Raw genomic sequence first — 24,733 nt, forward strand, 5'->3', positions numbered from 1 at the left:
GAGAAGTGCTGTTGTGCCACGAATTTTCATTAAAATCATCCTTTAAATTTGTACAGATATCCTCACAATATCACTTCTTAGCCATTCCTGCCTTGATTTTGCCAAAGAATTCTGCATCTTGTGACCAATTCAAAGAACAACTCAGCTTTTTGAAAAAACATAACTAACTAATCCATTTTAAAATGAGAAAAATCAATTTCCTTTTCATTCTACTATCTGTTTTTCTGGTATCATGTGCCAAAGAAGATCCAAATCCACAAGCTCAAATAGAAGGTGAATGGTCTATTCAACATGCAGACTATACCGTGCAGTATGTAGAAGAAGATACTTATAACGACTCCGCCGACTACAGTTCTTCCAATGGCAGCATTGTTTTTAATGCTGACGGTACGTATACCACTACTGTTATTGATGATCCTGACTCAGAGGTACTATTTCCTGAAAATGATGGCACGTATACGCTGTCAGATGGTGTGTTAACGCTAACTTACTTATTAGATGGCACCGAAGCTTCAACATACTATAATGTTAATGTAAACGGCGATATGCTTACTCTTTCAATGGATAAGCAAAGACTGGAAGAAACCATTAGATCAGAAATCAGTGCCACTCCAGAGCTTCTGGTTCTTTTCGACATGTCATTAGAAGAAATTATAGCTCTATTTATGGAGGAACTGGTACAGTTTGAAACCAATATTACCTTCAGTAAAAAGGCAAGTGTCTAAAAAAATAAAGACTTCTCTATAAACCCCGGTCAGCCAATGATCGGGGTTTATTTTTTGTAAGACTTTCAGACTCAATTACCCTCCGCTACAATTCTTAGCATTTTTTGCCACTTGCCCAATATTTTAGCAGATTTGTGCTAATAATTATTGCAGCTACAGGGTATGAAAAAGATATGTAAGAACATTGCTCACCTGCGTCACCTACGCGGTTTATCTCAGGAAAGTCTGGCAGAAGAGCTGGGCATCACTCGTTCTCGTCTCAGCTCCTGGGAGGAGCACCGTGCCGCTCCCCCTATTGATATGCTTATAGAGCTATCAGACTATTTTCATATCTCGGTAGATTCGCTCGTAAAAATTGACCTGACCAAAGTCAATGACCTTCGGGATCTCCTCAAAATTGGCGGAAACCGAATACTCTTTCCGGTTATGGTAGATCAGGACCAGAATGATCTCATAGAGCTGGTGCCACTTAAGGCTTCGGCTGGTTATCTGGATGGCTACGCCGATGCAGAGTATATTGAAACTTTACCTAGGATAAGTTTGCCCTATGCCACACATGGCAAATACCGCGGTTTCCCGATCAAAGGAGACTCAATGCCTCCACTAACAGAAGGTGCTTATGTGATAGGGACTTACGTAGAAAACCTAGATGATATCAAAGACGGGGATACGTATATTGTACTGACGCAAAACGATGGTCTGGTCTATAAACGGCTTTATAATACACTCAATAATACGGGCACCATACAGTTTCACTCAGATAATAAAGCATACCTGCCTTATGAAGTACGAGCCGAGGATATTTTTGAGGTTTGGTCTTTTGTATGTAGCATAAATCCGAGTGATGTTCAGGTCTCTGATTTGATCTATACTGCCATACAGGATATTCAGATGAAACTGGGTGAACGTGAACTGCAAGCAGGAAAAGCCTGAGCCTCATAAAATCAAGTAGTACTTTACATTCAATGAAATTCTAAGGATCTTTCGGTGCAAAATCGATGTCCATGGAAATTCTACGAACAAACTCAGAAAACCCAGACTTTCAGTCGCTTGTTAGTCAATTAGACGCAGAACTAGCCATCATAGACGGAGAAGATCATGAATTTTACCATCAGTATAATGGTATTTCAATGATCAAACATGCCGTAGTCATCTACCATAAAGGTGTGGCCGTAGGCTGTGGAGCAATCAAAGAGTATGATTCAGAAAGCATGGAAGTCAAACGCATGTATGTTTCACCGAATGGCAGATCAAAAGGTACCGGCACCACAATACTTAAGGCTCTGGAAGAATGGACACAAGAGTTAGGTTACCAAAAATGCATTCTGGAAACCGGTAAAAGACAAGAAGATGCTGTGGCTTTATACACCAAAAATGGTTATCAACTGATACCTAATTATGGTCAATATGCCGCCATAGAAAACAGCGTATGCTTTCAAAAACAAATGGAAGTATGAAAAAGCTGATACTCCTCGGTAGTTTTCTAATCCTCCTTCAGGCTTGCCGTGTAAAAGAAGAGCCTTCTCCTAACCAACTCACGACCTTCCAGGAAGAAACCATTGCCTATTTCTCAGACATCGCTTTAGGTTTTGAATATGGCAATAGCTCAAAGATCACCCGAAAATGGGCTGAGCCCATGAGAGTATACACCTCAGGGTATGCAGAAGGACATCTCTATCAAGAGCTCCAAAAAATCATATCAGAAATTAACATCCTAACCACTGATGGTTTTCAGGTAGAACTCGTCACTGATTCATTGGCCTCCAACTATCATATCTACTTTGGAACTGCCCGCTCTTATGCATCCATCTATCCATCACAATCAAACCTCGTAGATGCTAATTATGGTTTATTCACCGTATACTGGAACGCTAATGATAATCTACGAAGAGGACATATGTATGTAGACACCGAAAGAGCAGACTCCCGGGCACAGCGGCATTTGCTGCGTGAAGAACTCACACAGTCTCTTGGGCTGGCACGAGATTCCAAACAATATCCTGAAAGTATCTTTCAAGCAGACTGGACCTACACTCAAACTTATGCAGCTATTGACCAGGAGCTTATCAGACTACTATATCACCCAGAAGTACAGAGCGGACTAAATCAGATGCAGGTAGAGGAAAAGCTTACTGAAATTCTTTTAACAGAGAACCAACAATAAAAAAAGCGGCCCTAAAGCCGCTTTTCTTCCAATACTTTATCAGACTTTCCGTCTTACAACACTCCTTTTGCCATGCTCAGAATACCACCCAACTGACCAGGTAGAGCTTTTTCAGCGGCTTTGGCAGCCATACCTCCACCAGAGAGTTTGTTGACATTGCCCATAGCACCATCTATCAGACCAGAAAACTTATCTGAACTTCCTCCTAGAATAGAGGAGCCACCTTTCATCATACTTAGACCAGATGATAAAGCGGAGGCCTTACCCATCAGTCCACCACCGCCAGCAAGCAAATTACTTACACGATTGGCTCCCAATAGTAACTTAATGGTAGAGACTAACTTCTTTAATGGTCCGGCTTTCACCATTCCTTTGGACGCCAAAGGAATCATTTTATTCAAACCACCAACTTGCTTCAGCAAGCCATCTTTGAAATCACCACCTGTATCATTTGCCTCTTTCTCCAGGCTCTTACTTAGGCTTCCTAAAGCATTACCCAATGCTTTATTATCTCCCTTCTCTTGTAGACTTACTACATTATCAAGCATTCCTGAGATATCACCAAGCTGGGCATTAGCACCGATAATGGTGCAAAAAAATATTCCAATAAAAAGTTTAATCGTCTTCATTTGTTTGATTTAGTTACATAGTTCTTTTATCACCTCATAGGCCTGAATATAACCCAACTCTCCGGCACGGCTAAGATCAAGGCAGCTCTTCTCGTTATTACCAAGTGCCTGATGAAGCAATCCTCTCACATAAAAAGCCTCTTTATAGTACTGATCAAGGGTAATGGCATTATCCATATCTACCATAGCTTCTTTCTGAAGACCATCAGATGATCTCACTAATCCTCTGGAGAAATGTGCCGGGGCGTAAACTGGGTCTAGCTCAATAGCCATATTCAGGTTTTCCAGGGCATCTTTATTTTTACCAGACTTCATTAATGCCACTCCCCTCACGTAATAAGCCTCTGATCTGTTGGCAGAAAAAGTAGGCATACTTATATCTTCTCTCACGCCATTTCTTAGTGAGGCCAACTTGTTCTCTACCATTCTTAAATCGTAGATAACCTTGGAATCAAGGTTGGTATTCCCGATCTCGATAGCTTTGTCTAAATCAGAGATAGCTCCTCTCTGGTTATTCAGTTTTGAGTGACAAAATCCTCTGCCATACAAAGATTTTATATCAGCAGGATTAATTCTGAGTGATGCATCAAAATCCTTAAGAGCTCCTACATAATCTGCTCTTTTTGCTTTGGCAAAACCTCTGTTATACAAACTGGTAGCATCTTGAGGACTCAATTCTAATGCCTTGTCAAAATCAGAGATGGCATCTGCATACTCTTCAATTTCCAATCTACTTGCACCTCTTTCAGCGAAGGTAGCCGCTCTTTTAGGGTTAATATCTATTGACTTTGAATAATCTGAAATAGCACCCTTGAAATCACCAAGTTTTGCTTTACAGAAACCTCTGGAAAAGAAAGCCTGGTATTTAGAGGAGGCATCAGAGGCTAGCTCCACTACTCTATTAAAATCAGAAATCGCTTTTCTGTATTCTTCAAGTTTGGCTAAAGTGATTCCTCGCTGCAGATAAGCGTAGTCATCGTTTGAGTTTAACTCAATGGTTCGGTTAAAATCCTGAACTGCAGTTTTGGGGTCACCATGTTCTGATTGGCTTATTCCTCTGTAAAGATAAGATACAGGTTCTCTTGGGTTCAGGTCTATGGCTTTTGAAAAATCCATGATAGCTCCTCTATGATCTTTCAATGCCTGCTTGGTAAGTCCTCTATTAAAATAACTTTGGGCGTTTTCAGGGTTCATGGCAATGGCACGGCTAAAATCGCTTAATGCACCAGTATAGTCTCCAGACCTGCTTTTGTTAACACCACTTTCAAAAAAATCTGCGGCTGTTTGCTGTGCAAATACACTAACAGAAACCGCCATTAGGAAGGCAAAAATTCTAAGTTTCATTTAGGAAATTATTTTGGGATGTGCCCAAAATTATATTTTTCACACGTAGAAAACGAAGTTTTTCCCTAAAACAGCATGGAAAGCCCACTAAGAATCACGAAAAACAAGGTACTAAGAGCCAATTGTTTCAAAAGTGGATCAGGATTATCTAAGGTTTTGACCTTCACACCGTTATAGATGAATAATGGAAAAGCCAGGAGATAATACCAGCTCACATCTCCACGAAAAACCGTAAAAGCAATCATAGCCAGCATCCCCAAAGTCAATAGGATCCAATGATACACAATAGCTTTTGTCTTACCCAAACGGACAGGTATAGTGTATTTGCCAGCACTTTTATCTGAATTTATATCTCTGATATTATTCAAATTCAACACACCCACCGCAAAAAGTCCACATGATGTAGCAGGAAGGATATTGACTGACTGAAACCGAAGTGTGAATAAATAGTTACACCCTAAAACACCTACCAGTCCAAAAAACAATAAAACCGAGATATCTCCTAAGCCTGCATAACCGTAAGGCTTTTTACCAGCCGTGTAAGTGTAGGCAGCCAATATACAGAGCAAACCCAAACCTAAGAACCACCAAAAGGCTTCTGGATTTGCATTTCTAAAGGCAAAATAGAGCAGCAATATGCCACTGACCAGAGACAATACTCCGAAAACAACAATGGCCTTAAACATCTGTTTAGCTGATATTTCACCACTTTGGACTGCCCTCTGAGGGCCTACTCGTTCTGTAGAATCAGCACCATTCTGAGTATCTCCGTAGTCGTTAGCGAAATTGGATAAAATCTGAAGTAGTATCGTAGTAAGACAAGCCAGCCCAAAAACTTTTCCGTCAAAAACACCTTGGTAGCAAGCGAGGAATGTCCCCATGAATATACAAGACAAGGCCAATGGTAAAGTACGCGGACGAGCCGCTTCTATCCAGTTTTTCACTCTTTAGAAATTGGTGATGGTTTAAAACTTAGAGACAAAACTAAGGATTACAAACCTACAGCTGCCATAAATTCTGGATTTTCAGGCTTTACACCTGAAGCGAAAAAATGGGTAACTTCTCCACTCTCATTCACCACATATTTACAAAAGTTCCAGCTGGGAGCCTGATCGATAAGACCATTGAGTTCTTTTTTACTCAACCATTGATAGAGTGGATGCTGGTCGGCACCTTTCACTTCTATTTTTGAGAACATCTGAAAACTGACGCCATAATTCTTCTCACAAAAGGTGGCAATCTCTTCATCTGAACCTGGCTCCTGGCCTCCAAAGTTATTTGCCGGGAAACCCAATACGGCTACCTTATCACCATTCTCTTCATGAAATTTCTGCCAGTCGGCATATTGAGGTGTGTAACCGCATTTTGAGGCTACATTAAGTATAACTACTTTTTTTCCTTTGTATTCTGCCAAATCTATTTCCTGTCCATCTAAACTGGTCATTTTGAAGTCATACAATGATCCCTTTACCATCTTTTGAGTCGTTGAGTTATTAGAAGATACCTCTTCAATTTCTCTAAAGTTTGAGAATATTAGTACCGAAACAAGTGCGATTAAACCTGCTGAAAGAAGCTTCATTTGTCAAATTTTAGAGTTGAATATAAAAAGAGTTGCAGCCTAATATAAGCTGCAACTCTTTAACTTTTTTCTTCTTTAAGTAGTTCCTAAACCCGTAGCATCAAAGCTTTAAGATCGTATGAAACTTTATAAAAAAAACTCTGAAATAGTTCGCCACAAAGGCACGAAGGCTCAAAGTTTCACGAAGTAACAGCTCTTTGTGCTTCTTAGTATCTTTGAGTCTTCGTGGCAAAAACTACTCGTATTATCACCGCCACAAAGGCACGAAGGCTCAAAGTTTCACAAAGTAATAATCCTAAAGCATCTTTGAACCCTTGTCCCTTAGAAGGCTCAACTGCTACATCTCCTTCATCTCACTCACTACTTTGGTAATGGTAGATTTAGCATCACCAAAGAGCATCAGACAGTTATCGTATCCGAACAGTTCGTTTTGGATACCAGCGTATCCGACTCCCATACTTCTTTTTGAAACGATTACCGTTCTGGCTTTATCTGCATTTAAAATAGGCATACCGTAGATCGGACTTTTAGGATTGCTGCGAGCAGCAGGGTTTACTACGTCATTGGCTCCGACTACAAAAACAAGATCTGTATTCGAGAAATCGTCATTGATCTGCTCCATTTCTATGAGCTTGTCGTATGAAATATTGGCCTCAGCCAATAACACATTCATATGGCCCGGCATACGACCGGCCACCGGGTGAATAGCAAAACGAAACTCTATTCCTCTCTTTTCACATTGCTCAGAAAGCTCTCTAATCACGTGCTGAGCCTGAGCCACGGCCATTCCATAACCTGGCACTACGATCACAGAAGTAGCCGAATCAAAAAGCATTGCAGCCTCTTCTACACCAACTTCTTTGACTACCATTTCTTCACCATCACCACCTGTTTCTGACGCTGTTTGGCCAAAACCACCTAACAGAACATTAGTTAGAGATCTGTTCATGGCCTTACACATGATTTGCGTAAGAATGATCCCTGAAGCACCAACTAATGCACCAGAAACGATCAAAACATTATTATTCAAAACAAAACCGGTAGTACAGGCCGCCATTCCCGAATAGGAATTCAACAAAGAAATAACTACCGGCATATCCGCTCCACCAATAGGGATAACGGTCAAAATACCGAGTAATAGAGCTACCGCAATTAAAGCAAACACATAAATCGGTTCAGCTTGATTCATCAGAGCAACCACAGCAGCTGTAACAGCTGCAATCAATAATAAAAGATTCAGCAGATGCTGCCCTTTAAACATGATTGGTTTACCAGAGATTTTACCGTTCAGCTTTAGAAAAGCAATGATGGAACCGGTAAAGGTGAGTCCACCAATGAAGATACTTAATGCCGCCGAGGTGCCGATTATAGGCCCAACCTGCTGACCAAGCTCTTGAGTTTTTAACCAATAGTCAGACGTGGCAACTGATAATGAAGCCAAACCTCCAAAACCATTGAAAAGAGCAACCATTTCCGGCATTTGAGTCATCTCAACCTTAATTGAGATGAAAAGGCCAATGGCTGATCCGATGACTATACAAATTAGGATTTCTACAAGTGAAATGGCTTCTACTTGTACTACAGTGGCTAATATGGCCACCAACATCCCAAGGGCCGAAAGCTGATTTCCGGTTCTTGCTTCCTTGGTTTTATTCATTTTCTTGATCCCGATGATGAATAACACCGAAGCGATCAGGTATGCAAATTGTATTGCTATGTTCATTTTTAAATCAATTCTTGTTAGGAAATTGTAGTGTTTTTATTGAGTTACTGGAATAAGAGGCGGATACGCCCACCAGAACAGCATTAAGCTTCACTACTTCTTCTTTTTAAACATTTTGAGCATTCTGTCGGTAACAGCATAGCCACCTACCACATTAATAGTGGCTAAGACCAATGCGAGCATTCCGAGCCATTTACTGATGGTGGAATATCCCAACTCATTACAGGCTAGAATAGCCCCTACAATGGTAATCCCTGAGATAGCATTTGACCCAGACATCAACGGTGTATGCAGTGTTGGCGGAACTTTTGAGATCAACTCAAAACCCAAATAGCTGGCTAAAACCAACACATACAGGAGTATAATTAATGATTCTAATGACATTTTAAAAGTAGTTTAAGTGTTATAAAGAGAGGTTTATTGGCTCTTTGAAATTAGCTTTTGGCCAATATTCCAAGAGTAAACTCATGGACCGTTTCACCGCCATGTGTTATCAATGAACCTTTGGTAATCTCTTCATCCATCTCCCATTTAAAACCTTCAGGAGTAGCAAGATGATAGAGTAAAGTACTGATATTGGTAGCGTAAAGCTGACTTGCATTTACTGGTAGAAGAGACGGCAAATTGGCTTCCCCTATGACGGTTACACCATGCTTTACTACCGTTTGGTGAATCTCAGACACTTCACAGTTTCCTCCGGATTCTACGGCCATATCCACGATAACGGAGCCTGTCTTCATGCTCTTTACCATTTCTTCTGTTATCAAAACAGGGGCTTTTTTACCGATAACAAGGGCCGTGGTGATGACCAAATCTGCATCCTTAATTTTCTCCTGGATCAGTTCCTTTTGCTTTTGAAGGAAATCAGCAGAAACCTCTTTGGCGTAGCCACCTTCTACCGTTACACCTTCTGCACCTTCTACGGTCAGGAAACGACCTCCCAGAGACTCTACCTGTTCTTTGGTTTCAGGTCTTACATCTGTAACTTCTACTATGGCTCCTAATCTTTTTGCGGTAGCAATAGCTTGAAGACCCGCTACACCTGCTCCAAAAATCAGAACCTTTGATGGCGTGATAGTACCTGCTGCAGTCATCATTAACGGGAAAATCTTCCCTAAAGCATTGGCACCAAGAAGAACAGTTTTATAACCTGCCAGGTTGGCCTGAGAACTCAAAGCATCCATTTTCTGAGCTCTGGAAATACGTGGCACCGCATCCATAGAGAAAGAAGAGATCTTCTTCTTGTTCATGGCTTCTAGAACAGAAGGGATGGTATAGGCATACATAAATGAGATTGCCACAGCCCCCTCGTTCATTTTTACTACTTCTTCTTCTGTAAAGGCATTGACCTTTAGCACCACATCTGCTTTTGCAGCAGCAGCTGCATCTTTGGCAATAGTGGCCCCGGCATTTTCATATTCCTGATCAGAAATTGAAGAGTTTTGACCGGCTCCGGCTTCTACTTGAACTTTGAAGCCTTTTTTGAGTAATTGTTTGACAATGTCAGGAGTTAGGGCTACGCGTTTTTCGTAGTCTTTCGTCTCCTTTAAGACGGCTAATTGCATTAAATTCCTTAAGAATGGTTCTGTTATAATCTTTCAAAGATGAAACATTCTTTAGAAACATACTAGTCTGCCGCAATGAGTGACAAAAAATGGGCTAGATTTTATTAGTTTTGTTCTCATTCATCAAATCAATACAAACCAAATACATGAAACGATTTTTAACACTGATCCTGATGCTAAGTGCCACTCTATTAGCGGCAGTAGCAAGACCACCGGGAACAGGTACAAAATGGAGTCCGGACGGACTCGGCTATTATGAAACAAAGGATGGGGAAATTGTAAAATTCATCCTGGAAGAAAATGAATACGAGACTGTAGTAAAGAAAAGTCAACTAACCCCAAAGGGAGCTTCAGAACCCCTACCAGTAGACAATTTTAGTTTTACCGCAGATCATTCAAAACTGATAATATTCACGAATTCCCAACGTGTCTGGAGATATAAAACTCGTGGTGATTATTGGGTTCTTAACCTTCAAACTAACGAACTTCATCAATTAGGGGCTGCATTGCCAGAGGCTTCTTTAATGTTTGCCAAGATATCTCCTGATGGTTCAAAGGCCGCGTTCGTATCTGAAAGGAACATTTTTGTGGAAGATTTAACATCCGGAAAAATAAAGCAGCTAACGAAAACAGAGGGAAACCCTAACCTGATCAATGGAACTTTTGACTGGGCTTATGAAGAGGAATTTGGCATCTATGATGGCTTCAGATGGAGTCCTGATAGCAAGCTGATTGCATTTTGGCAATTAGACGCCTCAGGGGTGAAATACTTCAATATGATCAATAATACGGACGACATCTATTCAAAGCCTATCCCTTTGGAATACCCTAAAGTGGGTGAAGCACCTTCGGCTTGTAAAATTGGTGTTACCAATGTGAAGAATGGTAAAATAAAATGGATGGACGTTCCAGGCGATCCTCGTCAACATTACATTCCTAGAATGGAATGGACAGATAATTCTAACGAAATCATGCTTCAGCAACTTGATAGAAAACAGCAGGTTTCAAAAATCATGTACGGTAATGCCAAAACTGGTGAAACGAAAACAATTTTTGAGGAAACTGACGAAGCTTGGGTAGACGTAAGAACTACCTGGCACGTGGATAATCCTGCCGGCTGGGAATGGATAAATGATGGTCGTGAATTTCTTTGGGTAAGTGAAAAAGACGGATGGAACCACATCTACAGAATTTCTAGAGACGGTTCACAGGTTAGATTGGTAACTAAAGGAGACTATGATGTGATAGACCCCTTGATGTATAATGAGAAGACTGATCATATCTACTTCACGGCTTCTCCTGACAATCCATTGCAGAAGTATCTGTACCGAGTTTCTGTAGCTACGGCTGGAAATCCGGAGCTGCTCACACCAAAAAACCAGGAAGGTACAAACAGTTACAGCATCTCTGATGATGGTAAATATGCCATGCACTCATTCACAAATTATTACACCCGACCAACAAGAGAGTGGATCACCCTTCCGGATCATAAACCTCTAGACCCTGCTAATGGTGTGGACACTAAAATAGACCCTAGTGCCAAAGCCGCATCAAATGTGAAGTTTGTAGAGGTGACTACTAAAAGCGGCGTAAATATGCATGGCTGGATGGCATTGCCTACCAACTTTGATGAAAACAAAAAGTACGCAACTGTGTTCTACGTATATGGTGAACCTGCCTCAATGACCACCAGAGATACTTATGGAGCAGGCAAAAATGGTCTTTATAACGGAAGTATGGCTGACGATGGTTATATCTACGTTTCGCTTGATGGACGAGGTGCACCTGTACCAAAAGGGAGAGCATGGAGAAAGGCCATTTACAGAAATATTGGAATTATCAATATCAAAGATCAGGCGGAAGGTGCACAAGCACTTTTTGAGCAATATCCTTTCATAGATCAGGAAAGAATAGCTGTTCATGGCTGGAGTGGTGGTGGAAGCAGTACGCTAAACCTGCTTTTCAAATACCCGAAAATCTATCAAACTGGTATATCTGTGGCTGCTGTGGCCAATCAATTAACCTACGACAACATTTATCAGGAGCGTTACATGGGTGTTCCTCCGGGAGATCTAGAAGGCTTTATTGAAGGTTCTCCTGTAAATCACGCTAAAAACCTGGAAGGAAATTTACTTTACATCCACGGTACTGGTGATGATAACGTACATTATCAAAATGCAGAAATGCTTTTGAATGAACTTATCAAGTACAATAAACAATTCCAGTTTATGGCTTACCCAAACAGAAGTCATGGGATTTGGGAAGGTGAAGGCACACGTCAACACTTGAACACTCTTTTTACCAACTATCTTAAGGAGCATTGCCCTCCTGGCGGGAAGTAGTGATTTAAGAGAAATAAAAGGGGTGCTCTGTTGATATATATTTGAAACCAATCATAGAACACCCCTTTTTAATTATATCTCGATCTGATATTCTATGTAAGACGGCAATAAACTCATCAGCTTCGGTATCAAGAAATGACATCATAAAACCACGTTCCTTTATTTCATTATCATAAATCGGGAACACCGATGAAATTGGTTTACCTTTAAAATTTAAAGGTGAAGGCAAAGGAACAGTTTCGTTATAGTTTTGAAGTAAGGCTTTATCAATCATACAATTCAAATCCTTTATATCTTGTTTCCAATCGAAAGCAAGAATGAAGTTTAATCCTCGCTCGTATTGAAATTCCACTACTTTATTTAATACGGAGTACCGATCATTATTCTTTTCTTTCACTAATTCGTTAAGGCAATTTTCAAAAAGGAGCTTATTCTCTGCATTAACACATTTTTCCAATAGTAATTGAAATCCGTCAATAATTCTCTGAACTGAATTATTTGAACCACTAATATTCTGATTAGAGGTGTGTGACACTTCCTTTTTGGGAATTAACTCCAGGAAAAACTCCCGTATTGAACCTCCATTTTTAATTGTTTCAACTATTGCAAACACCAATACCATAACTAATATGATAACCTTAAATAGGAATATTTTATCTTCTACATTCATCCCAAAAGTTTAAGTCCATGCAATAATAAGGATTGGATTAAACCAATTGCATTATTCTATCAAAATCTAGTAATTCTTTGCCTAGAAGGCAGACTTTCATAAATTCACCGCTTAGTATTCAACCCTAAGAAAGAAAAAATGAAAGACGAGAAGTCTCGTGAAGCCTATTGGCGAAAAAACCTGAGCTATCTGGCCATATTGCTCAGTATTTGGTTTATCGTTTCCTACCTTTTTGGAATCGTCCTGGTAGACCAACTCAATACCATCAGAATGGGAGGCTTCAAATTAGGTTTCTGGTTTGCACAGCAAGGCTCCATCTATGTTTTCATAATTCTCATTTTTGTTTACGTCTGGCTGATGAATAAGCTTGACAAAGACTTTGACCTAAACGAAGACTAAGATGGATATACAATTATGGACCTATATTATTGTCGGTCTCACCTTTGCACTATATATCGGGATAGCCATCTGGTCTAGAGCCGGGAGTACCAAAGACTTTTATGTTGCAGGTGGTGGAGTATCGCCCTTAGCCAATGGTATGGCCACAGCCGCCGACTGGATGTCTGCCGCTTCTTTTATCTCTATGGCCGGCCTCATCTCATTTATGGGTTATGATGGCTCCGTATACCTCATGGGCTGGACCGGCGGCTACGTTCTACTGGCCTTGCTCTTAGCACCTTATTTAAGAAAATTCGGAAAGTTCACAGTACCTGACTTTATTGGGGACCGCTATTACTCCAATACCGCACGTACAGTGGCTGTAGTTTGTGCCATTTTTGTTTCATTTACCTATGTGGCGGGGCAAATGCGTGGTGTAGGTGTGGTTTTCTCTCGCTTTCTGGAAGTAGATATCAATACAGGAGTTATCATAGGAATGTGTATTGTTTTCTTCTACGCCGTATTGGGTGGTATGAAAGGCATTACCTATACACAGGTAGCTCAGTTTTGTGTTCTCATCTTCGCCTTTATGGTGCCTGCATTTTTCATCAGTATACAGATGACAGATCAGATTTTACCGCAATTGGGTTTTGGAGCCAAAACATCAGATGGCATGTACCTCCTTGACAAACTGGATGGTCTGCATCGTGAATTGGGTTTTGCTGAATACACGACAGGAAAAAAATCAAAACTTGACGTCTTCATGATAACTTCTGCCCTAATGATAGGTACAGCTGGTCTGCCTCACGTTATCGTTCGATTTTTTACGGTTCCTAAAGTTAAAGACGCCAGGCTGTCTGCCGGTTATGCATTGGCACTCATAGCGGTATTGTACACCACTGCTCCTGCAATTTCAGCTTTTGCACGTACCAACCTAATTGAAACAGTAAGTAATCAATCTTATGCTTCATTACCAGAGTGGTTTGGCAATTGGGAGAAAACCGGGTTGATCAAGTTTGAAGATAAAAATGCCGATGGTTTGGTGCAGTACGTGGCAGATGAAGATAAAAATGAATTGACTATTGACCGGGATATTATGGTTCTGGCCAATCCGGAGATTGCACGACTTCCAAATTGGGTGATAGCCTTAGTGGCTGCCGGAGGATTGGCAGCCGCCCTTTCTACAGCCGCGGGGTTACTTTTGGTAATCTCAACCTCCGTTTCGCATGACCTTCTGAAAAAGCAATTCATGCCATACATGTCAGATAAAAGGGAGTTACTTTTTGCACGTCTATCATCCTTAGTGGCTGTTTGCGTTGCAGGGTATTTTGGCATCAATCCTCCAGGCTTTGTAGCCTCTGTTGTTTCTTTGGCTTTTGGTCTGGCGGCAGCCTCATTCTTCCCGGCTATTATTCTGGGGATTTTCTATAAACGAATGAATAAAGAAGGGGCTATCGCCGGAATGGTGGTCGGCCTTTTGATAACCATCTATTACATCGCTCGTTTCAGATTACACTGGATTGGAGACGAAGCCACTGCTACCGAAGCAAACTGGTGGTTTGGAATTTCACCGGAAGGCTTTGGCACCATAGGAATGATCATCAATTTTATTATATCTATATCTGTATCAGCCTTTACTCCTGCTCCGCCTCAAGAGGTGCAGGAAATTGTAGAAGACATCAGAGTACCGAAAGGAGCTGGTGCAGCCACCCATCATTAAACCTGAAAAAGTTATTGACCTAAATTAAGACTATGAGAATTAGAAGTTTTGAAGAGTATCAGGAGCGTTACCAGCAGAGTGTAGAAGACCCGGAAGGTTTCTGGGGCGAAGTGGCACAGGAGTTTGAGTGGCGTAAACCATGGACTAAAGTGCTGGATTGGAATTTTGACGAACCTAAAGTCAAATGGTATGTAGGCGGAAAGCTGAATATCACAGATAATGTGCTGGACAGGCACATGAGAGAAAGGCCAAATCAACCGGCCATCATTTGGGAACCCAATGAGAAAGATGATGAAGCTGTAACCTTGACTTATAAGGTTCTGCATGAACGTGTGAGTCGCTTCTCAAACGTTCTAAAAAACCACGGTGTAGAAAAAGGTGATAGGGTGTGTATTTATATGCCAATGATACCTGAATTGGCCATCGCTGTATTAGCCTGTGCCAGAATTGGAGCCATACACTCGGTGGTATTTGGTGGTTTCTCTGCCAAATCCATTGCAGATAGAGTGAATGATGCCAATTGTAAAATGATCATCACGACAGACGGTGCTTTCAGAGGTCAAAAAAGAATACCTATGAAAGAAACTGTAGACGATGCTTTGATTGCTTGCCCTACGGTGGAGAAGGTAATCGTGGCGACAAGAACCCGAACACCGATCTCAATGATCAAAGGTAGAGACTACTGGTGGGAAGAGGAGATTAAAAAAGTTAGTGCAGATTGCCCTGCTACAGAAATGGATGCAGAAGATCCACTTTTCATTTTGTACACTTCAGGCTCCACTGGTAAACCCAAAGGAGTAGTGCATACCTGTGGGGGCTATATGGTATATTCTACTTATTCATTCCTTAATGTTTTTCAATACGACCCTGGTGACGTTTATTTCTGTACAGCAGACATAGGTTGGATTACGGGCCACTCTTATATCATCTATGGTCCATTGGCAGCAGGTGCTACTTCGATTATGTTTGAGGGTGTACCGACCTACCCGGATGCGGGTAGATTCTGGGACATTGTTGAGAGACATAAAGTCAATATTTTCTACACCGCCCCTACGGCTATTCGATCATTAATGGGCTTTGGACCTGAGTTTTGGGAAAACAAAGATTTGAGTTCCTTGAAAGCTCTGGGCTCTGTAGGTGAACCTATCAATGAAGAGGCATGGCAATGGTATAATGATAATATTGGAAAAGGTAATTGTACCATATGCGATAGCTGGTGGCAAACAGAGACCGGCGGAATAATGATTTCTCCTTTGGCCAGCATTACTCCTACTAAACCTACTTTTGCGACGCTTCCACTACCTGGTATTCAGCCGGAACTTGTGGATGAAAAAGGTGAAGTAATTGAGGGAAATGGCGTAAATGGTAACCTCGTGATCAAGTTCCCTTGGCCGTCTATCATAAGAACTACCTGGGGAGATCATGAACGATGTAAACAAGTTTACTTCTCTACTTACAAAGGCAAATACTTCACTGGCGATGGCTGTATGCGTGATGAAGACGGCTATTACCGAATTACTGGTAGAGTAGATGATGTGATCAATGTATCTGGCCATAGAATAGGTACAGCCGAGGTAGAAGATGCTTTGAACTCACATACGGGCGTGGTAGAGTCCGCAGTAGTGGGCTACCCGCATGAGATTAAAGGCCAGGGGATTTTTGCCTATATCATAATGGAGAGTCAGATTCATGAAGAAGACCTCACAAAACGTGACATACTGGCTACAGTCACCAGAATCATTGGACCGATTGCTAAGCCAGATAAGATTTTATTTGTCAGTGGTTTACCTAAAACCAGATCAGGCAAGATAATGCGTAGAATTTTACGCAAAGTAGCAGAAGGTGATGTATCAAATCTAGGGGATACCAGTACGCTTCTTGATCCGGCAGTGGTCGATGAAATCATTGAGAAAGCCAAAATAAACTAGACATAAAAAAAGAGACCGGCCAAAAGCTGGTCTCTTTTCAGTTTATACTATTACTACTACTTAAAACATTCCATTTATTAGCCCCAATGAGCTATTCAGTTTCTTAGATACAGCTTTAGAAGCCATATTTTTGAAAAGTCCGCCTCCATCAAGTTTGGAGCTTTTCTTACTTACCATTCCCAGCATTTTATCTAGCTTGCTGCTTTGGCCTCCGCCAAGCATGCCAAGGCCACTTTGAAGAATTCCTACATTAGAACTCAATTCAGACCCTTTGCCAAGAAGACTTCCCTGATTTAGCATACCTCTTAATCTGTTGGCCGCAATAAGCGTTTTTACAGTATTCACTATTTTCTGTAAGCTTCCCAGGTTAATATTACCGCTTCTAATTGAAGGTAACATTCCTGAAAGTGCTGAAGCTTGGGTTAAAATTTTTGGTGCAAACTCAGAGTTTGACTGATTGGCAACTTTTGTCAAACCACCAACCGCGTTTGATAATATTCCGGCGGCTTTTCCTTCTTTCCCTTCTTTAAAAAGACTTACAGCACTGTCTAAATCTGAAAGATCAAATGATTGAGCAGAAAGCTGCACAGTACTAAAAGCGATGATTGCGAAGGCTAGTATTTTCTTAAACATGTGTATTTTTTTTAGGTAAATTCTCTCTTATGACTATGCCCACTTTAAAAGGTCACACTTAGGATTAAACGTTTTTTCAAAAATTAGTTTGAAACGTATTTCAAAGGCTCATTCACGGGGCAAGTGTTGTCATTTTATAAGTTGATTTTCAAAAGTTTATAAATTACTTTTGACTAAACCCCTTAAAATTCACATGGAAAGAAAATGTCCTGAATGCGGAAACCCAATCTTTGGTAGAGCCGATAAAAAGTTTTGTTCTGACCCCTGTAGAAATAACTATAATAATAAACAAAAGGCCAGTTCGACTAACCTGATTAAAAACACCAACTATGCCCTAAAGAAGAACTATCAGATTCTTCAAAAGCTATGCAAGAATGACAAATCTAAAACTACCAGGAGTACACTACTCAAACATGGATTCAATTTTGAATTGATAACCAGCAGAAGGGTCACCAAAAAAGGCTCGGAATATTTCTTTGTCTATGACTACGGCTATCTGGAGCTGGATAATGACTTCTTTCTATTGGTAAAGGATAATCGAAGCGAAGAGGATTAAACTGAATTTTTAGCTTGCCTTCTTTGATAAAGCTTTCGCCAAACCCAAATCACGAAATACAAAGCAATAAAGCCTATTAAAACAGGAATCCAGACCGCAAAAAGGGAGATTACCACAGACATAAAGTTTTCAATAGACGTCAGGATATTATTCCCTAAACCAGCCGTAAACTTCGTGCTTCCCAGTCTTAATAATGAAGTGCCGGCCTGAATGGTACCTGCTACCCCACCGCCTGCCACAAGGCCCAATCCCCATTGTAAAACGGGATCTTCAATATGTAGAAAAGAAGTGGTCAAAAGTGTACCTGCCAAAACTGCAGCAGGTCCTGCAATGGTGTCCAAAAGATTGTCGACAACAGGAATATAGTACGCTGCCAGCTCAAAAACCACAGCTATAGCCAGCACTATCGTAGCCGGAGTTTCTCCTAGCCAGGTCATATTTTCTGCCAGACTGAAGAGTCCAAACTTAGCAGCAAGGTTTCCAACCAAAAGTGGCACAAAAACCCGAAAACCAGAAGCCGCACTTAAAGCCACACCCAGTAGCAATGCCGGAATGTATGGGGCTATTTGTTGAAGTGATTCTTCCATGATTCAGTTATTTCTAACAGTTTTTCCAGATCTACACTATGTTCAGCGTCTGTTCCTTAATCTTCTCCAGCTCGTCTTTCATTTGAACTACCAGCTTTTGAATTATGGCGTCATTGGCCTTGGAGCCAATGGTATTGATTTCGCGACCTATCTCCTGTGAGATAAAATTGAGTCGCTTACCATTTCCTCCTTTTTGAAGTTCCTGGATAAAGTATTTCAGGTGATTAGCAAGTCTTACTTTTTCCTCTGAGATATCATATTTCTCTACGTAGTAAATCAATTCCTGCTCAAAACGATCCTTATTGAAGTTCTCGTTTTGCTCCCATTCAGAAATCGCCTTTTGAAGTCTTTCACGTATAACAGGAATTCTATTCGGGTCCTGTTCTGCCACTTTCTGCAGTAGACCGTCAATATTCTGAATGTACTCCTCAAACTTAATCTTTGTGGCCTCGCCTTCCTGGGATCTAAACTCCTGACATTTCACAATGGCAGCTTTCACCGTATTCAGGATGTTGTTCCAATCTTCCTTGGCATCTTCCTCGGTCAGCACGTCTGCATTGAAGGCATTCGGCATCATGGTCGCCATTCTTAAAATGTCAGTATCAGTTCCTTCAAAACCTAGCTCATTTGCGGTTTCTTTCAGGTCTTTATAGTAGGCTTTCACCAAGGCTCTGTTGACCACTGTTCCCGCTCCGCCTTCTCCTCTTGGCACCACATTTAATGAAAGTTCAATTTTACCACGACCAAGCTCAGAAGACAATAAATTGCGAAGCTCTACTTCCTTATCAGAGTATGTTTTTGGCATTCTGCAGAAAACATCTGTAAACTTTGAATTAAGTGTTTTTACATCTGCCGTAATTGCCACTTTCTCGTTCTCAAAGCTAGCAGAACCGAAACCGGTCATGGATTGAATCATATTGAAGTATTTGAAGTTGGTTCCTGTTCAGACATTTGAAAGGACTTCCCAAAATTAGCCATTAAGCCGAATAATCCCTTTTATACGCCCAATTTCTCCTTAAGAAAATCTGCCTCAGAAATGGAGTACCCCAAACTAAATGTTTTTAATCGATGATTCAAACTAGTCAACAACCTCCTTATTTCGTCAATTCATTCTTCACTTTTCATCGGCAGTGCATAAAACGGGTTAAAATCCCTAATTTTGCAGCCTCGTTTAAGAAACACTAGAAAATGGATATTGAAAAGCAGTTAGCCGCGGATATAAAAAGTGCCTTAATTCGGCTCTTTGAGGAAGACATGGAGGTATCTCTCCAGCCTACTCGAAAGGACTTTGAGGGTACGTACACCTTTGTGGTATTTCCGTTGGTGAAAAAACTTCGGAAAAAGCCTATGGATATCGCCAATGCCATAGGTGAATATCTTCAATCTAACTCTGATGTGGTTTCTTCCTTTAATGTTGTACAAGGTTTCTTGAACATTTCATTACAGGAGAATACCTGGAATGAACTATTCAATTCATTGCTAAGCAAAAAAGACAGTTCAGATTTTGATTCAAATGGTCAGTCTGTACTGGTAGAGTTTTCTTCGCCAAACACCAATAAGCCACTCCATCTGGGTCACCTGAGAAATAATTTTCTGGGCCACAGTGTTTCTGAAATCCTGAAAGCGAATGGGTATGATGTAACCAAGGCTTGCCTGGTGAATGACCGTGGGATTCATATTTGTAAATCTATGATCGCTTATCAGAAATTTGGCAATGGCGAAACACCCGAAACTTCAGGTATCAAAGGTGATCATCTGGCTGGTAAATATTACGTAGAGTTTGATGTAGCCTACAAAGCTGAAATCAAAGAGTTGATGGCCCAGGGTAAATCTGAAGATGATGCCAAAAAGAATGCTCCACTCATGCTGGAGACTCAGGAAATGCTACAGAAATGGGAAAACGGAGATAGCGAGGTAGTAGAACTTTGGAAAAAAATGAATGGCTGGGTGTATGATGGCTTTAACGACACGTACCAAAAAATCGGTATCAACTTCGATAAAACTTACTATGAATCTGACACCTACGTACTGGGTAAAGACATTGTAGATGAAGGACTGGAGAAAGGCGTTTTCTTCAGAAAAGGGGATAATTCTGTGTGGATAGACCTCTCTGAAGAGGGTTTGGATGAAAAATTAGTCTTACGCGGCGATGGTACATCGGTGTATATCACTCAGGATATCGGAACCACCGAACTGAAATTTCAGGATTTCAAAACCAACAAATCTGTTTGGGTAGTCGGCAATGAGCAAGATTATCACTTTCAAGTGCTATTTGCCATTCTCAAAAAATTAGGAAAAACTTACGCCGATGGTTGCTATCACCTCAGCTATGGGATGGTGGACCTGCCAAGCGGTAAAATGAAATCCAGAGAAGGTACAGTTGTAGATGCAGATGATCTGGTTTCAGAAATGATTCAAACAGCCCGTGAAACTACGCAAGAGCGTGGTAAAATTGATGCCTTCAATGAGGATGAAAAAAATGAGCTCTTCAGAACTTTAGCTTTGGGTGCACTGAAGTATTTCTTACTCAAAGTAGAACCTAAAAAGAGGATGCTCTTTAATCCGGCAGAGTCTATTGATTTTCAAGGAAATACTGGTCCATTCATCCAATACACTCATGCTCGTATCAAATCTATACTTAGAAAAGCGGAGAGTGAAGGCATAGAAATTCCGACTGAGATAGGTGATGTCTCAATGGCTGAAATAGAGACCACACTTGTCAATTTATTGGCTGAATACCCGAATTATATCCAACGGGCCGCTAATGATTATGCTCCTTCAGTGATTGCTAATTATTGCTATGATTTGGCCAAAAACTTCAACTCTTTCTATGCTGAATTAAGCGTACTGAATGAAGAGAATAAAGAACTTGTCAAATTCAGACTTGCCTTGATTAGCCTGGTAGCTTTAACCTTGAAAAAAGGCATGAAACTGCTCGGTATTGACGTACCTGAAAGAATGTAATCAGCCTTTCTTCTGGAAAGTATTAATTCGCTGAATCTTATTGGCGTTCACTACTTCTTCATAGCTGATTTGTCCTTCCAGATAGAATGCGGCATCTAGAATGAGGTCTTTTTGCCAGGTATTTTCTGAATAAGGCAAACTGGCATCTTTTAGCTGTGGCGATCTGACAATAAGATTTTCTGAATTTAATTCAACCTCAAAAACTTCAGGGTAGAGCTTTTGACCCGTCAGGGTTAACGTACGCGTGTGCTCGTCAAAAACATAGTTGTGAGACTTGTCAACTTTTGATATTCTCTCTATCAAAACCTGATCAGGACGTAGCTCCCAACTTTTGTTTATCTCAGAGGTCTGAATAAGTTTATATTCTTCTACTTCATAGTGATTTCCGTCAATCACAAAATGAACAGTTTCAAGCGTCCAGGTCCCTGTTAGGTCAGCTGTAGATACGGGTTCGGTGATGTTACATGAATACAAAAAAGCAAAAAACAAGAAAAGGGTAATTCTATGCATAAGGTTTTGTGGTGTGCGGATTCTAAATCAAGTAAAGTGCCAAAACTAAAATCCAGACAGCTAAAGTTTCAAGTTTTATATCTTAAATTCTCTAATTTATCGACCAACGGAATTCCATAACCTTTCAGCAATCAAAACTCTGTAAATTGACTACATCTTAAAACCCTATTGATGTTAAAGCTACTCGATAACGCAAGAGCCCTTTTCCTGGTATTTCTATTTTTTACGGCCTTTATAACTCAGGCTCAAAATAAGCCAAATGTGATTTTAATTTTGGCAGACGATATGGGTTATGGTGACGTTTCCGCCCTTAACCCTAATTCAAAAATCAATACGCCGAACATCGACAAACTAGTTCATAACGGAATGGCTTTTACTGATGCTCATAGCAATTCTGCAGTGTGCTCACCTACCCGATATAGTATCTTAACAGGTGAATATGCTTTTCGTACCCGAATGAAATCAGGAGTACTGGTGGGTTTTGATCCTCCACTTATAGAACCAGACCAACTGACTGTGGCCCGTATTTTTAAAGAAGCAGATTATGCCACAGCCTGTATTGGTAAGTGGCATTTAGGATTAGGCTGGCAAGCAAAGGATCCTTCCAAAAAACTGGTAACTGGTAGTCCTTGGGATAAGTTAAACACCAGTAATGTCAATTATGCTGCGGGCCTCTCATCGAGTCCAAATGACCTTGGCTTTGACTATAGTTATATCATTCCTAGTTCACTGGATATTGCCCCGTATTTCTATATTAGAAATAAGCAATTAACAACTTTAGACTATGAGAATAAACCTTTCTGGAAAAACTCTGCAGGCAAAGGAGCCTGGTACAGAAATGGTGACACCGGTGCCGACTTTAAACATGAGGAGGTTCTGGAGGCTATCACAGCCGAAACTCTAAATTTCATGGAAGAAAAAGCTGACAAACCTTTTTTCATCTATATGCCTTTAACTGCACCACACTCACCTTGGCTACCCTCAGAAGAGTTCAGTGGTAAATCAGGTGCAAGCATGTATGGAGATTTTGTTACAATGGTAGACGCTCAGGTAGGCAAGGTTCTCAAAAAGCTTACGGAACTGGAAATTGAAGAAAATACAATGGTCATTTTTACGAGTGATAACGGAGCTAATTGGGAGGATTTCGAGAAAGAAGAATATAATCATGAAGCTAACTATCAGAGAGTAGGACGTAAATCTGATGCCTGGGACGGTGGCCATCGGGTGCCTTTTATAGTTTCATTGCCTGGCAAAATAGAAAATGGTAGTAGATCAGATGCCCTGATTAGTACTGTGGATTTCCTGGCTACTTTTCAAAACCTCCTATCTGCAGATACAATTGAAAAGCACCTTGATAGTCAATCATTCCTTCCTATTCTTTTAGGACAAAAACAAAACGGTAGAGACTATTTAGTTCATCACTCCATCAAAGGACATTATGCTTTAAGGAAGGGACCATATAAATATGTAGAAGCCTATGGGTCTGGCGGTTGGTCACTCTCAGAAGAAGATGCTCAGCAAAAAGGGTATTCCTTTGGGCAGCTTTATCACATGAAAAATGATCCTGAGGAAGCAAATAATCTCTATTCTCAAAAACAAGAAATCGTAAGCAGCCTTAATGCTCAATTGCAACGAATCAAGTTTATTCACGAATCTAAATTATAGTTTAGCAGCAAGGAACGGCTTACTCGTAATATTCCTTCGCCAGCCTGAAAGTATTACAATGAGCCTCCACTATGACTCTCAGGGCTTTAGAGTAACCTCCACCCATTGCTGCCACAATAGGAGTATCATTGCTTTTGGCCTGTTGGAAAACGATACGATCGCGTTCTTTACAACCCTCAATGCTTAGACTCAACTTTCCGAGCTTATCAGTCTCCAGAACGTCTACTCCTGAAACAAAAAACATGATATCAGGTCTCACTTCCTTGATCAATCGCGGTAAGTGAGTTTTTAGTATTTTCAAATACTCCTCATCCCTGATACCACTTTCTAGAGGAATATCTAAATTCGACTTCTCTTTATGCATGGGGTAATTGTCTTTGCCATGCATACTAAAAGTAAAAACCTGGGGCTCACTTTCGAAAATTTTAGCTGTACCGTTCCCTTGATGCACGTCTAAGTCCACCACCAAGACTTGATTAACTACCTTATTCTTTAGCAATACTCCTGCAGCCACCGCAAAATCATTTAAGACGCAAAAACCTTCACCTCTATCAGCATAACCATGATGTGTGCCACCTGCTACGTTCATTGAAACACCGTTTTGCAAAGCATAGTGACAACAGTCCAAAGTCCCTCGAGTAATCATTAGTTCTCTTCTAACCAACTCAGGTGACATGGGTAAACCAATTTTACGAGCCTCTCTAGCAGATAAACTTTGATTTTGAAGAGCTTCAATATATTCCTCACTATGAACCAATGCGGCATCTTGCCAATCGAGCAATTGGGGAGAGAAAATGTTCTCTTTTTCAAATGACCCCTCGTACAATAGCTGCTCTGGAATTAGCTCATATTTCTCCATCGGGAAACGATGCCCATCCGGTAATGGTAGGCAATAAACGGGATCAAAAGCTATCTTGATAATGGGCAAATGAGTTTCAAATTTCAATCAGTAAACATGAAGAAAAGCGAAGAAAGTTTGATAGAAGCGTAAGAATTTCATCAATCAGCGACAAAATTATACCGAATGGCTACTTCTTTCACATTGCCCGAC

The 24,733-nt window shown here is 40.7% G+C and carries 24 protein-coding genes; 11 read left to right on the forward strand and 13 right to left on the reverse strand.

The window, feature by feature from the left end:
• Positions 1 to 182: 182 nt before the first annotated feature.
• The 4 genes from ACUXV0_RS07730 to ACUXV0_RS07745 all read left to right on the forward strand — a co-directional run bounded on the left by ACUXV0_RS07730 (position 183) and on the right by ACUXV0_RS07745 (position 2,889).
• Positions 183 to 725, forward strand: a complete 543-nt coding sequence (locus ACUXV0_RS07730; RefSeq protein WP_446192505.1) for a lipocalin family protein — start codon at positions 183 to 185, stop codon at positions 723 to 725.
• A 162-nt stretch (positions 726 to 887) separates the two neighbouring features.
• A complete protein-coding gene (locus ACUXV0_RS07735; RefSeq protein WP_446192506.1) occupies positions 888 to 1,658 on the forward strand; it encodes an XRE family transcriptional regulator in 771 nt (256 codons plus the stop codon).
• A 71-nt stretch (positions 1,659 to 1,729) separates the two neighbouring features.
• Positions 1,730 to 2,182 (forward strand): GNAT family N-acetyltransferase, encoded by a 453-nt coding sequence (locus ACUXV0_RS07740; protein WP_446192507.1) that lies wholly within the window; start codon positions 1,730 to 1,732, stop codon positions 2,180 to 2,182.
• Complete coding sequence (locus ACUXV0_RS07745) at positions 2,179 to 2,889, forward strand: DUF2927 domain-containing protein (protein WP_446192508.1); 711 nt, start codon at positions 2,179 to 2,181, stop codon at positions 2,887 to 2,889. The genes ACUXV0_RS07740 and ACUXV0_RS07745 overlap by 4 nt, the downstream gene beginning before the upstream one ends.
• A 53-nt stretch (positions 2,890 to 2,942) precedes the next feature.
• On the opposite strand, the gene ACUXV0_RS07750 is transcribed toward ACUXV0_RS07745, so the two are convergent.
• The 7 genes from ACUXV0_RS07750 to ACUXV0_RS07780 form a co-directional block, all read right to left on the reverse strand.
• Complete coding sequence (locus ACUXV0_RS07750; RefSeq protein ID WP_446192509.1) at positions 2,943 to 3,518, reverse strand: hypothetical protein; 576 nt, start codon at positions 3,516 to 3,518, stop codon at positions 2,943 to 2,945.
• Positions 3,519 to 3,527: 9 nt separating this feature from the next.
• Entirely contained in the window at positions 3,528 to 4,862 is a 1,335-nt protein-coding gene (locus tag ACUXV0_RS07755; RefSeq protein WP_446192510.1) for a tetratricopeptide repeat protein, read from the reverse strand.
• A gap of 65 nt (positions 4,863 to 4,927) precedes the next feature.
• Positions 4,928 to 5,806, reverse strand: coding sequence for a 1,4-dihydroxy-2-naphthoate polyprenyltransferase (locus ACUXV0_RS07760; RefSeq protein WP_446192511.1), 879 nt, complete (start codon positions 5,804 to 5,806; stop codon positions 4,928 to 4,930).
• A gap of 47 nt (positions 5,807 to 5,853) precedes the next feature.
• Positions 5,854 to 6,441 carry a glutathione peroxidase gene (locus ACUXV0_RS07765; protein WP_446192512.1) on the reverse strand — a complete coding sequence of 196 codons (588 nt, stop codon included), beginning with the start codon at positions 6,439 to 6,441 and terminating at the stop codon, positions 5,854 to 5,856.
• A 337-nt stretch (positions 6,442 to 6,778) separates the two neighbouring features.
• Complete coding sequence (locus ACUXV0_RS07770; protein WP_446192513.1) at positions 6,779 to 8,164, reverse strand: NAD(P)(+) transhydrogenase (Re/Si-specific) subunit beta; 1,386 nt, start codon at positions 8,162 to 8,164, stop codon at positions 6,779 to 6,781.
• 93 nt (positions 8,165 to 8,257) lie between these two features.
• Positions 8,258 to 8,548 carry an NAD(P) transhydrogenase subunit alpha gene (locus tag ACUXV0_RS07775; RefSeq protein WP_446192514.1) on the reverse strand — a complete coding sequence of 97 codons (291 nt, stop codon included), beginning with the start codon at positions 8,546 to 8,548 and terminating at the stop codon, positions 8,258 to 8,260.
• A gap of 50 nt (positions 8,549 to 8,598) precedes the next feature.
• Positions 8,599 to 9,729, reverse strand: a complete 1,131-nt coding sequence (locus ACUXV0_RS07780; protein ID WP_446192515.1) for a Re/Si-specific NAD(P)(+) transhydrogenase subunit alpha — start codon at positions 9,727 to 9,729, stop codon at positions 8,599 to 8,601.
• Between the two features lie 146 nt (positions 9,730 to 9,875).
• On the opposite strand from ACUXV0_RS07780, the gene ACUXV0_RS07785 reads away from it, so the two are divergent.
• On the forward strand, positions 9,876 to 12,071 hold the full coding sequence (locus ACUXV0_RS07785; RefSeq protein WP_446192516.1) for a S9 family peptidase: 2,196 nt from the start codon (positions 9,876 to 9,878) through the stop codon (positions 12,069 to 12,071).
• A 4-nt stretch (positions 12,072 to 12,075) separates the two neighbouring features.
• Here the strand turns inward: ACUXV0_RS07785 and ACUXV0_RS07790 are convergent, their stop codons facing one another.
• Positions 12,076 to 12,741, reverse strand: coding sequence for a DUF6630 family protein (locus ACUXV0_RS07790; protein ID WP_446192517.1), 666 nt, complete (start codon positions 12,739 to 12,741; stop codon positions 12,076 to 12,078).
• Positions 12,742 to 12,879: 138 nt separating this feature from the next.
• Between ACUXV0_RS07790 and ACUXV0_RS07795 the strand changes: the two genes are divergently transcribed.
• The 3 genes from ACUXV0_RS07795 to acs are packed head-to-tail and all read left to right on the forward strand — an operon-like array spanning position 12,880 to position 16,767.
• Positions 12,880 to 13,140 carry a DUF4212 domain-containing protein gene (locus tag ACUXV0_RS07795; protein WP_446192518.1) on the forward strand — a complete coding sequence of 87 codons (261 nt, stop codon included), beginning with the start codon at positions 12,880 to 12,882 and terminating at the stop codon, positions 13,138 to 13,140.
• 1 nt (position 13,141) lies between these two features.
• Positions 13,142 to 14,839, forward strand: coding sequence for a sodium:solute symporter family protein (locus tag ACUXV0_RS07800; protein WP_446192519.1), 1,698 nt, complete (start codon positions 13,142 to 13,144; stop codon positions 14,837 to 14,839).
• A 32-nt stretch (positions 14,840 to 14,871) separates the two neighbouring features.
• Positions 14,872 to 16,767 (forward strand): acetate--CoA ligase, encoded by a 1,896-nt coding sequence (gene acs / locus ACUXV0_RS07805; protein ID WP_446192520.1) that lies wholly within the window; start codon positions 14,872 to 14,874, stop codon positions 16,765 to 16,767.
• A 60-nt stretch (positions 16,768 to 16,827) separates the two neighbouring features.
• On the opposite strand, the gene ACUXV0_RS07810 is transcribed toward acs, so the two are convergent.
• On the reverse strand, positions 16,828 to 17,400 hold the full coding sequence (locus ACUXV0_RS07810; protein ID WP_446192521.1) for a hypothetical protein: 573 nt from the start codon (positions 17,398 to 17,400) through the stop codon (positions 16,828 to 16,830).
• A gap of 193 nt (positions 17,401 to 17,593) precedes the next feature.
• Here ACUXV0_RS07810 and ACUXV0_RS07815 point away from each other — a divergent pair, with 193 nt between their 5' ends.
• The gene (locus tag ACUXV0_RS07815) at positions 17,594 to 17,956 is read left to right on the forward strand and encodes a DUF2116 family Zn-ribbon domain-containing protein (protein WP_446192522.1); all 363 of its coding nucleotides are present in this window, start codon (positions 17,594 to 17,596) and stop codon (positions 17,954 to 17,956) included.
• Here the strand turns inward: ACUXV0_RS07815 and ACUXV0_RS07820 are convergent.
• Both ACUXV0_RS07820 and ACUXV0_RS07825 read right to left on the reverse strand, forming a co-directional pair.
• Entirely contained in the window at positions 17,953 to 18,543 is a 591-nt protein-coding gene (locus ACUXV0_RS07820; protein ID WP_446192523.1) for a DUF4126 domain-containing protein, read from the reverse strand. The two genes, ACUXV0_RS07815 and ACUXV0_RS07820, sit on opposite strands and share 4 nt — an antisense overlap.
• Positions 18,544 to 18,574: 31 nt before the next feature.
• On the reverse strand, positions 18,575 to 19,459 hold the full coding sequence (locus tag ACUXV0_RS07825) for a YicC/YloC family endoribonuclease (protein ID WP_446192524.1): 885 nt from the start codon (positions 19,457 to 19,459) through the stop codon (positions 18,575 to 18,577).
• Between the two features lie 272 nt (positions 19,460 to 19,731).
• On the opposite strand from ACUXV0_RS07825, the gene argS reads away from it, so the two are divergent.
• A complete protein-coding gene (argS, locus tag ACUXV0_RS07830) occupies positions 19,732 to 21,507 on the forward strand; it encodes an arginine--tRNA ligase (protein WP_446192525.1) in 1,776 nt (591 codons plus the stop codon).
• Here argS and ACUXV0_RS07835 read toward each other — a convergent pair whose 3' ends face one another.
• On the reverse strand, positions 21,508 to 22,017 hold the full coding sequence (locus tag ACUXV0_RS07835; RefSeq protein WP_446192526.1) for a hypothetical protein: 510 nt from the start codon (positions 22,015 to 22,017) through the stop codon (positions 21,508 to 21,510).
• A gap of 171 nt (positions 22,018 to 22,188) precedes the next feature.
• On the opposite strand from ACUXV0_RS07835, the gene ACUXV0_RS07840 reads away from it, so the two are divergent.
• Entirely contained in the window at positions 22,189 to 23,682 is a 1,494-nt protein-coding gene (locus ACUXV0_RS07840) for a sulfatase family protein (protein WP_446192527.1), read from the forward strand.
• Positions 23,683 to 23,701: 19 nt separating this feature from the next.
• On the opposite strand, the gene ACUXV0_RS07845 is transcribed toward ACUXV0_RS07840, so the two are convergent.
• Positions 23,702 to 24,628 (reverse strand): histone deacetylase family protein, encoded by a 927-nt coding sequence (locus ACUXV0_RS07845; protein WP_446192528.1) that lies wholly within the window; start codon positions 24,626 to 24,628, stop codon positions 23,702 to 23,704.
• Between the last annotated feature and the right edge of the window lie 105 nt (positions 24,629 to 24,733).

Source organism: Jiulongibacter sp. NS-SX5 (assembly GCF_052828545.1).

Bases quoted from the DNA above. Each gene is read 5' to 3' on its own strand.
- argS (WP_446192525.1), top strand. From the start codon at position 19,732: ATGGATATTGAAAAGCAGTTAGCCGCGGATATAAAAAGTGCCTTAATT.
- ACUXV0_RS07840 (WP_446192527.1), top strand. From the start codon at position 22,189: ATGTTAAAGCTACTCGATAACGCAAGAGCCCTTTTCCTGGTATTTCTA.
- ACUXV0_RS07820 (WP_446192523.1), bottom strand. From the start codon at position 18,543: ATGGAAGAATCACTTCAACAAATAGCCCCATACATTCCGGCATTGCTA.
- ACUXV0_RS07790 (WP_446192517.1), bottom strand. From the start codon at position 12,741: ATGAATGTAGAAGATAAAATATTCCTATTTAAGGTTATCATATTAGTT.
- acs (WP_446192520.1), top strand. From the start codon at position 14,872: ATGAGAATTAGAAGTTTTGAAGAGTATCAGGAGCGTTACCAGCAGAGT.
- ACUXV0_RS07810 (WP_446192521.1), bottom strand. From the start codon at position 17,400: ATGTTTAAGAAAATACTAGCCTTCGCAATCATCGCTTTTAGTACTGTG.
- ACUXV0_RS07745 (WP_446192508.1), top strand. From the start codon at position 2,179: ATGAAAAAGCTGATACTCCTCGGTAGTTTTCTAATCCTCCTTCAGGCT.
- ACUXV0_RS07765 (WP_446192512.1), bottom strand. From the start codon at position 6,441: ATGAAGCTTCTTTCAGCAGGTTTAATCGCACTTGTTTCGGTACTAATA.
- ACUXV0_RS07755 (WP_446192510.1), bottom strand. From the start codon at position 4,862: ATGAAACTTAGAATTTTTGCCTTCCTAATGGCGGTTTCTGTTAGTGTA.
- ACUXV0_RS07730 (WP_446192505.1), top strand. From the start codon at position 183: ATGAGAAAAATCAATTTCCTTTTCATTCTACTATCTGTTTTTCTGGTA.
- ACUXV0_RS07775 (WP_446192514.1), bottom strand. From the start codon at position 8,548: ATGTCATTAGAATCATTAATTATACTCCTGTATGTGTTGGTTTTAGCC.
- ACUXV0_RS07770 (WP_446192513.1), bottom strand. From the start codon at position 8,164: ATGAACATAGCAATACAATTTGCATACCTGATCGCTTCGGTGTTATTC.
- ACUXV0_RS07740 (WP_446192507.1), top strand. From the start codon at position 1,730: ATGGAAATTCTACGAACAAACTCAGAAAACCCAGACTTTCAGTCGCTT.
- ACUXV0_RS07815 (WP_446192522.1), top strand. From the start codon at position 17,594: ATGGAAAGAAAATGTCCTGAATGCGGAAACCCAATCTTTGGTAGAGCC.
- ACUXV0_RS07800 (WP_446192519.1), top strand. From the start codon at position 13,142: ATGGATATACAATTATGGACCTATATTATTGTCGGTCTCACCTTTGCA.
- ACUXV0_RS07835 (WP_446192526.1), bottom strand. From the start codon at position 22,017: ATGCATAGAATTACCCTTTTCTTGTTTTTTGCTTTTTTGTATTCATGT.
- ACUXV0_RS07780 (WP_446192515.1), bottom strand. From the start codon at position 9,729: ATGCAATTAGCCGTCTTAAAGGAGACGAAAGACTACGAAAAACGCGTA.
- ACUXV0_RS07750 (WP_446192509.1), bottom strand. From the start codon at position 3,518: ATGAAGACGATTAAACTTTTTATTGGAATATTTTTTTGCACCATTATC.
- ACUXV0_RS07825 (WP_446192524.1), bottom strand. From the start codon at position 19,459: ATGATTCAATCCATGACCGGTTTCGGTTCTGCTAGCTTTGAGAACGAG.
- ACUXV0_RS07735 (WP_446192506.1), top strand. From the start codon at position 888: ATGAAAAAGATATGTAAGAACATTGCTCACCTGCGTCACCTACGCGGT.
- ACUXV0_RS07795 (WP_446192518.1), top strand. From the start codon at position 12,880: ATGAAAGACGAGAAGTCTCGTGAAGCCTATTGGCGAAAAAACCTGAGC.
- ACUXV0_RS07785 (WP_446192516.1), top strand. From the start codon at position 9,876: ATGAAACGATTTTTAACACTGATCCTGATGCTAAGTGCCACTCTATTA.